The following is a 532-nucleotide window of genomic DNA, read 5'->3' as shown; positions in this document are numbered from 1 at the left end:
TGCGCCCATAGCTCAATTGGATAGAGTGTTTGACTACGGATCAAAAGGTTAGGGGTTCGACTCCTCTTGGGCGCGTTAGTTTTACGGGAAGTAGCTCAGCTTGGTAGAGCACTTGGTTTGGGACCAAGGGGTCGCAGGTTCGAATCCTGTCTTCCCGATTAGTAAATAGTTTCAAGGGGCCTTAGCTCAGCTGGGAGAGCGCCTGCTTTGCACGCAGGAGGTCAGCGGTTCGATCCCGCTAGGCTCCATTTCATTTAAATAATGAATACTTTTTTTCGCGGTGTAGCTCAGCTGGCTAGAGCGTCCGGTTCATACCCGGGAGGTCGGGGGTTCGATCCCCTCCGCCGCGATTATTTAAGAGCCTGGACCTTTAGCTCAGTTGGTTAGAGCAGACGGCTCATAACCGTCCGGTCGTAGGTTCGAGTCCTACAAGGTCCATAGCGACGTTGTATTTCATATTGGAGGATTACCCAAGTCCGGCTGAAGGGAACGGTCTTGAAAACCGTCAGGCGGGTAAAACCGTGCAAGGGTT

General features: G+C 52.3%; 5 tRNA genes. All 5 read left to right on the top strand.

The annotated features are described in order from the left end of the window. Nucleotide 1 precedes the first annotated feature (1 nt). A tRNA-Arg gene (locus tag ACH0AK_RS14980) sits at nt 2–75 on the top strand. Nucleotides 76–84: 9 nt separating this feature from the next. Continuing rightward, nucleotides 85–158, top strand: a tRNA-Pro gene (locus ACH0AK_RS14975). A 17-nt stretch (nt 159–175) separates the two neighbouring features. Beyond that, nucleotides 176–248, top strand: a tRNA-Ala gene (locus ACH0AK_RS14970). 28 nt (nt 249–276) lie between these two features. Continuing rightward, nucleotides 277–350, top strand: a tRNA-Met gene (locus ACH0AK_RS14965). Nucleotides 351–364: 14 nt separating this feature from the next. Beyond that, a tRNA-Ile gene (locus ACH0AK_RS14960) sits at nt 365–438 on the top strand. Nucleotides 439–532: the final 94 nt, after the last annotated feature.

The organism is Enterococcus pernyi (assembly GCF_045371165.1).
Lineage (GTDB): Bacteria > Bacillota > Bacilli > Lactobacillales > Enterococcaceae > Enterococcus_B > Enterococcus_B pernyi.
Note: the sequence above shows the minus strand (reverse complement) of the source record. Positions and strands in the feature narration are given on the sequence as shown.